This window comes from Flavobacterium sp., from assembly GCF_028689845.1.
Lineage (GTDB): Bacteria > Bacteroidota > Bacteroidia > Flavobacteriales > Flavobacteriaceae > Flavobacterium.
In genome coordinates, this window is record NZ_JAQVCH010000008.1 from 92,898 (window position 1) to 100,857 (window position 7,960).

At 33.7% G+C, this 7,960-nt stretch carries 9 protein-coding genes; 5 read left to right on the top strand and 4 right to left on the bottom strand.

Going from position 1 to position 7,960, the window contains the following annotated elements; genetic code table 11:
• Window position 1: 1 nt before the first annotated feature.
• Genes PHR76_RS05100 through PHR76_RS05115 form a run of 4 tightly spaced genes read left to right on the top strand, consistent with a single transcriptional unit; the run spans window position 2 to window position 4,418 of the window.
• Window positions 2-2,392: a M20/M25/M40 family metallo-hydrolase gene (locus tag PHR76_RS05100; protein ID WP_300059222.1), complete on the top strand. Its 2,391-nt coding sequence runs from the start codon at window positions 2-4 to the stop codon at window positions 2,390-2,392.
• Window positions 2,382-3,179, top strand: coding sequence for an SDR family oxidoreductase (locus tag PHR76_RS05105; protein WP_300059224.1), 798 nt, complete (start codon window positions 2,382-2,384; stop codon window positions 3,177-3,179). Before PHR76_RS05100 ends, PHR76_RS05105 begins: the two co-directional genes overlap by 11 nt.
• Window positions 3,180-3,205: 26 nt before the next feature.
• Window positions 3,206-4,201: an NAD(P)H-dependent glycerol-3-phosphate dehydrogenase gene (locus PHR76_RS05110; protein ID WP_300059226.1), complete on the top strand. Its 996-nt coding sequence runs from the start codon at window positions 3,206-3,208 to the stop codon at window positions 4,199-4,201.
• Window position 4,202: 1 nt separating this feature from the next.
• Entirely contained in the window at window positions 4,203-4,418 is a 216-nt protein-coding gene (locus tag PHR76_RS05115; protein ID WP_300059228.1) for a hypothetical protein, read from the top strand.
• Between the two features lie 2 nt (window positions 4,419-4,420).
• Here the strand turns inward: PHR76_RS05115 and PHR76_RS05120 are convergent, their stop codons facing one another.
• The 3 genes from PHR76_RS05120 to PHR76_RS05130 form a co-directional block, all read right to left on the bottom strand.
• A complete protein-coding gene (locus PHR76_RS05120) occupies window positions 4,421-4,828 on the bottom strand; it encodes a hypothetical protein (RefSeq protein WP_300059230.1) in 408 nt (135 codons plus the stop codon).
• A gap of 47 nt (window positions 4,829-4,875) precedes the next feature.
• Entirely contained in the window at window positions 4,876-5,895 is a 1,020-nt protein-coding gene (gene pheS, locus PHR76_RS05125) for a phenylalanine--tRNA ligase subunit alpha (protein ID WP_300059232.1), read from the bottom strand.
• An 82-nt stretch (window positions 5,896-5,977) separates the two neighbouring features.
• Window positions 5,978-6,334, bottom strand: a complete 357-nt coding sequence (locus tag PHR76_RS05130) for a hypothetical protein (RefSeq protein WP_300059234.1) — start codon at window positions 6,332-6,334, stop codon at window positions 5,978-5,980.
• Between the two features lie 89 nt (window positions 6,335-6,423).
• Here PHR76_RS05130 and PHR76_RS05135 point away from each other — a divergent pair, with 89 nt between their 5' ends.
• Window positions 6,424-6,966, top strand: coding sequence for a CvpA family protein (locus tag PHR76_RS05135; protein ID WP_300059236.1), 543 nt, complete (start codon window positions 6,424-6,426; stop codon window positions 6,964-6,966).
• A 96-nt stretch (window positions 6,967-7,062) separates the two neighbouring features.
• Here PHR76_RS05135 and PHR76_RS05140 read toward each other — a convergent pair whose 3' ends face one another.
• Window positions 7,063-7,728, bottom strand: a complete 666-nt coding sequence (locus PHR76_RS05140) for a T9SS type A sorting domain-containing protein (RefSeq protein ID WP_300059238.1) — start codon at window positions 7,726-7,728, stop codon at window positions 7,063-7,065.
• Between the last annotated feature and the right edge of the window lie 232 nt (window positions 7,729-7,960).

The window sequence follows — 7,960 nt, forward strand, 5'->3', positions numbered from 1 at the left end:
CATGATGAAAAATTATCAATCGCTACTGACTGTTGTTTTTATCTCCGCTATTGTAGCTCTCGTTTTTTATAAAATGATGCCACAGGATTATTCTAGGAAAAGCGAACCTTTAACTGCGTTTTCTACCGAAAGAGCTCTGAAACATGTTGAAAAAATAGCACAAAAACCCCATTATGTGGGAAGTGAGAATCACCCAGAAGTAAAAAAATATTTAGTAAGCGAACTGAAAAAACTGGGATTAGAAGTCCAAATTCAAGAAAGTGCGGTCTTGAGTAAAGGGAATAATTTAGTAGAAACGCAAAATATTATTGCCAAAATTGAAGGCTCCGATTCTTCAAAATCATTATTGCTTTTGTCGCATTATGACAGTGCTCCGCATACAAAGTCATATGGTGCAAGTGACGATGCCAATGGATTAGCAGTTATTTTAGAAGGTATTCGAGCTTTTTTACATCAACAAGCCGCTCATCAAAACGACATCATCATCTTGTTTTCCGATGCAGAAGAGGTTGGTTTAAATGGAGCTTATGCTTTTGCGACTGAACATCCATGGGCAAAAGATGTTGGTTTAGTGATAAATTTTGAAGCCCGAGGAACAAACGGACCATCCATGATGTTGGCCGAAACCGAAGGTGGAAACGCTCAATTAATTAAAGCTTTTTCGGCAGCAGGAACGACTTATCCTGTGTCTAATTCATTGATGTACAGCATCTATAAGATGTTACCCAACGATACTGACTTGACTGCTTTTAGAGAAAAAGCCGCTATTCCCGGTTTTAATTTTGCCTACATTGATGACCATTTCGATTACCATACAGCTCAAGATAATTATGAAAATTTTACCCCAGAATGTTTAGAACATCAAGCAACTTATTTAATGCCGATGTTGCATTATTTTTCAAATACGGATTTAACTACGCTAAAATCTACCGAAGACCGGGTTTATTTTACTATTCCGTTTGGGTTTATTAATTATCCGTATACATGGAATTTACCTTTATTAATCCTTGCCGTCATTCTGTTTTTCACCATTACCTTAATTGGCTTAGGAAAACATGTGTTAGATTTTAGAGAAGTACTTCGTGGTTTTGCTCCGCTTTTTGGATCCCTTTTTATTGCTGCTATTGTTGCTTTTTTTGGATGGAAAATGATTCAATCTTTATATCCAGAATACCAAGATATTCTTCAAGGTTTTCCCTATAATGGTCATCGTTATATCGCTGCTTTTGTTTTTATTACCCTCGCCATTTGTTTTTGGTTCTATGCCTATTTTATTAAATCAAAAAATATAGCCGATTATTTTATTGCTCCATTATTTACATTTTTACTTTTAAATCTATTGCTATATAACTATTTAGACGGAGCCTCTTTTTTTATAATTCCTGTTTATTTTGGTTTAATTAGTTTGGGAATATTTGTGTTTAAAAGTAAAATTACATGGATAGCATCCTTGTTGCTTGCTATTCCCGCACTTTTATTATTCGTGCCATTTGTTACTTTATTTCCCATTGGTTTAGGCTTAAAGATGCTAGCTGGAAGTGCTGTTTTTGTGGTTTTTATATTTAGCTTTTTAGTGCTTGTTTTGGGCAACTTTTCACATAAAAGTAGTTGGGGCTGGCTATCATTTATTCTGGGTTTTGTTTTTTTAATAACTGCTCATGTTGAAAGTGGGTTTGAAAAAGGCAAAGCCAAACCAACAAGTTTGGTGCATCTTACGGAGGCAAACACTTCTAAAAGTTGGTGGGCTACTTATGACAAAGTATTGGATTCGTGGACAAAAAATTATTTTGGCGAACACACTCTAAATGCGTCATCATTAAATACGAACACGCTAACCAGTAAATATAATTCTGGTTTTACATTAATGGCAGAAGCTCCTTCAAAAAACATTGCGGCTCCAAGTTTGCATTTTTTAAGAGATACAATTATTGGAAATTACAGAACCGTTCACTTAGAAATAAAAGCCAATCGTCTTGTTAATAGAATTGATGTATTTATGAACGAAAAGATAAAAATTCATAATTTGCGAGCCAATGGTGTTCAAGCAATTAATCAGAAAGAAAGCTTTTTTGTTCGAAAAGACTCCCGTGTTTTAAATTATTATCCGATTCAAAATAAGCCTTTAACGCTACAGTTTCAAATTTCAAAAGAGGATAAACTTCAACTAGAAATCATGACTTCTTCTTTTGATTTACTCGAGAACAAACTGTTTAGCATTCCAAATCGTCCTGCAGAATCGATTCCGATGCCTTTTGTACTAAACGATGCAATTATCGTCAAAAAGAAGTTTTTTAAAGCAATTCCAACTTTAAAAATAGAAGAAGAACGAATTGAGCAGGTTGTTTTACAAGATTCAACATTAACGTTAAAAGATAGTCTTAATGCAAATTAGTATTCTGGGTTGTGGATGGCTCGGATTTCCGTTAGCTCAATCTCTTTTACAAAAAAAATATCGTATTAAAGGCTCAACAACGACAGCTCATAAGCTTGTTGACCTTGAAAAAAGTGGGATTCTTCCTTTTTTACTGTCTTTGGAAGAAGAGCATGTAATCGGAAATATTGAAGCCTTTTTAAAAGACTCAACTGTTCTACTCATTGATATTCCCCCAAAATTAAGAAAGGAAAACGCACCAAATTTTGTGTCTAAAATAAAGACTTTACTCCCTTTTATCGAACAATCAACGATTCAAAAAGTGCTTTTTATTAGTTCTACTTCAGTTTATGCCGATGACAACTCGATAGTTACGGAAGAAACGATTCCAAAACCCGAAACAGCAAGCGGAAAACAACTTTTGGAAGCGGAAAAATGCTTGCAACAAAATTCAAATTTTCAAACCACAGTCGTCCGTTTTGGTGGTTTGATAGGGCCGAATCGCCATCCTATTCATTTTCTTACAGGAAAAACAAATTTAGAAAATCCGAATTCACCCGTCAATTTAATTCATCAAAACGATTGTATCAGCATCATCGAATTGATTATCGAACAAGATTATTGGGGAAAAACAATTAATGCAGTAAACCCCAATCATCCAACGCGAAAAAACTATTATGCACAAACGGCAAAAGCCTTCGGACTAGTTGTTCCTCAATTTAATGAGAGTCAAGATTCTAGAGGGAAAACGATTTGTTCAAACAAATTGATTCAGGAATTAGGATACGATTTTAAAAATTTAAGCTAAATTTACCTTTCCAAACTAAATAACTTATGAGTGATTCATCAAAATTTGCCGTCATCGGCGGTGGAAGCTGGGCAACTGCGATAGCAAAAATGTTATGCGAAAATCAGTCGGAAATATGTTGGTATATGCGTAATCAAAATGCCATTGACCATATTAAAGCCGAAAAACATAACCCAAACTATTTAAGTTCAGTAGAGTTTGACGTTAATCAATTAAAACTTACAACAGATATAAATGAAGCGGTCGCTTATGCAGATTATTTAGTTTTTGCAATCCCTTCTGCCTTTTTAAATACTGAATTAGAAAAACTGACCGAATCGTTAGCTGATAAAGTTATTTTTTCGGCCATAAAAGGAATTGTGCCAGAAACATTCTTGATTGTTGGCGAGCATTTTCATAAAAATTATAACATCCCGTATGAAAATATTGGTGTGATTACAGGCCCGTGCCATGCAGAAGAAGTCGCTTTAGAACGTCTTTCTTATTTAACAATTGCTTGTGCCGATGACCAAAAAGCAAAAGTGATGGCTAATAATTTAGCGTGTAAATACATCAAAACTAAAATATCTGATGATATTATTGGCACCGAATATGCAGCCATGCTAAAAAATATTTATGCCATTGCCGCAGGTATTGCACATGGTTTAGGTTATGGTGACAATTTTCAGGCTTTATTGATGAGTAATGCCATTAGAGAGATGAAAAAGTTCATTAAAAAAGTCCATCACATGAAGCGAAACATCAATGATTCTGCTTATTTGGGCGATTTATTAGTAACAGGATATTCCGTTTTCTCTAGAAATCGAATGTTTGGAAACATGATTGGAAAAGGCTATACCGTAAAAAGTGCTATGATGGAAATGAGTATGGTGGCTGAAGGTTATTATGCAGTGAAAAGTGCGTACAAACTCAACCAAGACTACAAAGCTAAAACGCCAATTATCGATGCGGTTTATGAAATTCTATACGAAGGAAAAGATCCGAAAGCAGTTTATAAAAAACTGACCGACAAGTTGGATTAAAATGAAAAAACGTTGGAAACATCAACTGGGATTTGGACTCATTTGGGGAAGTTTGATGACTGTATTTACGCTTCTATATTCTATTAAAGAGGTTTCTTTACAAGCCCAATTAGCATCGCCTATCTTTTGTTTTAAAGCGATAGCCCATTTCCTTATCGGAATTTTTATTATTGGGTATATTGGCTGGAAAGAAATATCCAGACAAAACCCTCAGTAAAACTAGTTGACTATAACGCCATTTACAAATAAAATAGGCACTTCTTCCGTTGCCTGCTCATTGATAGAATGGGCTTTAAAAGTAAATTTTTTGTCGTACAACGTATTTTCAATAAAATAAGTTAGCATAAACTCATTGTTTAAAACTAACAGGCTTTTTTCTATCAGTTCTACTTTAATCACTGAAACGCTTGGCACTTTTAGAAAAGCATGACGCAATAAGGATGTTTTTTTCATTTCTCCATCAATCGTTCCAAAAGCTTTTGAAACTAACATGACGCTATCTAAGTCAAAATCACTGTCGTTGATGAGATAAACATACCAAACCTTTTCCATAAAGTCGTCACTCCATTCTTGAACAGCAGCTAAAAATACATTCTCTACTTTTGGAATACTAATATCTGATTTCATTTACTTAGCGATTATGAAGCAATGCTTTTTTGATGCAAACGGAAAGTTTACAAGTTCGTTTTAAATTGTTCTAAAAAGCGAACATCATTTTCATAAAACATCCGAATATCTCCAATTTGATACAACAACATGGCTATGCGTTCAATTCCCATACCAAAAGCAAAACCGTTGTATTCATCTGGGTTTATGCCACAGTTTTTCAACACATTGGGGTCAACCATTCCACAGCCCATAATTTCCAGCCAACCAGTTCCTTTAGTGATTCTATAGTCGGTTTCTGTTTTTAAACCCCAGTAAATATCAACCTCAGCACTTGGTTCTGTAAACGGAAAATAGGATGGTCGTAATCGGATTTTAGACTTTCCAAACATTTCCTTGGTGAAGTATAAAAGCGTTTGTTTTAAATCGGCAAACGAAACCTCTTTGTCAATATATAGTCCTTCCACTTGATGGAAAATACAGTGAGAACGAGAAGAAACGGCTTCATTTCTAAAAACTCTTCCTGGAGAAATCGTTCGTATTGGCGGTTTATTATTTTCCATATAACGCACTTGAACCGATGAAGTATGGGTTCTGAGCAATACATCTGGATTAGTTTGAATAAAAAAAGTGTCTTGCATATCACGAGCCGGATGATATTCTGGCAAGTTTAATGCCGTGAAATTATGCCAATCATCTTCAATTTCTGGACCGTCTGAAACATTGAAACCAATGTTTGCAAAAATGTCGATAATTTGATTTTTAACGATTGAAATCGGATGTCGAGAGCCAATAGAAAAAGGTTCGCCCGGACGGGTTAAATCGCCCAAAATACCTATCGTTTCTTCTTTGCTCTCAATACGTTCCTGAAGTGATTTAACTTTTTCTTCCGCTTTTGTTTTTAGGGTATTGATTACTAGTCCGAATTCCTTTTTTTGTTCCGTTGGAACATTTTTAAATTCGGCAAAAAGATCTTTCAACAAACCTTTGCTTCCTAAAAACTTAATTCGAAATTGTTCTAGTGATTCTTTATTATCGGTTTGAAAAGCTTCTGCTTCAGCAATATATTCTTTTATTTTATCAATCATCGTTTGTGCTATAAAATGCAAATTTAGTTTATTTTAGTGATAGGGACAAGTTGCAACTTATCCGTATTCTAAAGAATTTTATTTAATCAATCACTTCTCTTTCCAAAAAATAAGTAACAATGGCATCCTTCATTAAAACGGTTTGTTCCCCTGCTTTTAAAGGAGGGAGTTCTTCTTTTACTTTATAATGTGGCCAACCATCATTGTCATAAAACTCAAATTCGTAATAACCATACGGCTCTAATAAACGACAAATAGCAATATGCATCAATTCAATTTTTTCGTCTTTTTTAAACGTTTGTTTTACCTTCCCTAATTCTTGTACCCCAATTAAATAAATAATGGCATCTAAATCAAGGGTGTCGCCTTCTGCAAATTGTGTGGAAAGTAGTTGAACCACTTTTTCCCAACGTTCTTTTAATTGAATATCTCTAGACATAAGTAGCTTTCTTGATTGTTTTTTCAGTGGCAAAGATAACAACTTGAACTCGATTAATTTTATTTTAATATATTCGTAAAAAAGTTTAGATGGGTTTTTTGGACATAATCATTCTTATTTTATTATTAATTGGACTTTATAAAGGTATTAAAAATGGCTTTTTTGTGGAAATAGCCTCTTTAGTTGCTTTTGTAATTGGCGTTTTTATTGCGATTAAATTTTCTTATTTAGTTAAAAATATTTTAATCAAATGGGTGAATTGGTCGCCAGAAACAATTCAAATTTCTGCTTTTATATTGACTTTAATTTTGTTAGTTATTGGAGTTCATTTATTAGCAAAAATATTTACTAAAATAGCCGATTTTGCTTTTTTAGGTTGGGTAAACAAAGTAGCCGGCGGAATTTTTAGTGTCCTGAAAACAGCTTTGTTAATTGGAATTTTTTTGAATTTAGTCCAAAAGATAAATAGTGACAATCAATTTATTTCTAAAGAAAAACAAGAGAAATCAATATTCTACAAACCAATTTTAACTACAACAGCCTTTTTGATGCCGATGTTAACTCGATGGGTTGATGATATTAAAAAGAGTTACGAGGAAACTACCTCTAATGTTGATGATACAATTAGTTGATTTTAACTATTCGTAAAAAAATTACTTGAGAAATATCAATAAAAAAGCAAACAATTAATAAGGTATTTATTGTTTGCTTTTTAATGATAGTGTTGTTTATCTAACAACAATAATTTCTTTTTTATAAAACCCTTTTGATGTAAACACGTTTAAAATATAATGACCTTTTTTTAAGGTGACATTTGATATTTCTATTTTATCTGAGTCAAATCTTTTTGAGAATACTATATTTCCGTAAAAATCATAAATTTTTACATCATTATTATTAGTAACTCTTCCAAGAGGATTATCATCACACGGATCAATTGGTGGATAAATCACTTCAATCGAAATGTTTCCAGGCTCTCCACTGTTGGCATTTACTGGATTTGGAAATACTAAAAGAGAACCTTCACAGGGGTCTGGACCGCCACCATTTGGATTATACACATTAACGTTTTTATAATAAATACCATCTGTTCCACAACTATTTACTGCAACACAATCAACAGAGTAAGTTCCGATACAATTACCCCAATTAACGGTTGCTGTGGGGGATGTTGTTGTGATAGTTAATGTATTATTTGGTGCAAACTTTGGTAAAACAACACCATTGGGACATGTTGTTAGTCCTAAACTATTTGTGGTACATCCGCAATTAGTTGAAAGATTAGAGAGTGTCCAATAATAACTTGTTGCACCGTGTACAGTAGTGACAGTATAAGTAGTTGTTGTGTTATAGGGAACATTGTTATAACCACCATAAATATTTTGGTCTTGCACATCTGGACGGCCTACCCAAATTCTTTTTGGAGCCGGTGTTGCTGAACCACATCTATCATTGCTGTAACTAACATTTAAAGTAATATACCCACTTTGATTGGGGTTTGGATATACTAATTTAGCTTCCAGTTAAAGTTAAGAATAAAATCTTATTTTTAACCTATGAAACGAGAAAGAAAAATTTATGATGCAGCTTTTAAGACCAAAGCTGTGCAACTAAGCAACGAAAGGG

Bases quoted from the DNA above. Each gene is read 5' to 3' on its own strand.
- PHR76_RS05120 (WP_300059230.1), bottom strand. From the start codon at position 4,828: ATGAAATCAGATATTAGTATTCCAAAAGTAGAGAATGTATTTTTAGCT.
- PHR76_RS05130 (WP_300059234.1), bottom strand. From the start codon at position 6,334: ATGTCTAGAGATATTCAATTAAAAGAACGTTGGGAAAAAGTGGTTCAA.
- PHR76_RS05135 (WP_300059236.1), top strand. From the start codon at position 6,424: ATGGGTTTTTTGGACATAATCATTCTTATTTTATTATTAATTGGACTT.
- PHR76_RS05115 (WP_300059228.1), top strand. From the start codon at position 4,203: ATGAAAAAACGTTGGAAACATCAACTGGGATTTGGACTCATTTGGGGA.
- PHR76_RS05110 (WP_300059226.1), top strand. From the start codon at position 3,206: ATGAGTGATTCATCAAAATTTGCCGTCATCGGCGGTGGAAGCTGGGCA.
- PHR76_RS05100 (WP_300059222.1), top strand. From the start codon at position 2: ATGATGAAAAATTATCAATCGCTACTGACTGTTGTTTTTATCTCCGCT.
- pheS (WP_300059232.1), bottom strand. From the start codon at position 5,895: ATGATTGATAAAATAAAAGAATATATTGCTGAAGCAGAAGCTTTTCAA.
- PHR76_RS05105 (WP_300059224.1), top strand. From the start codon at position 2,382: ATGCAAATTAGTATTCTGGGTTGTGGATGGCTCGGATTTCCGTTAGCT.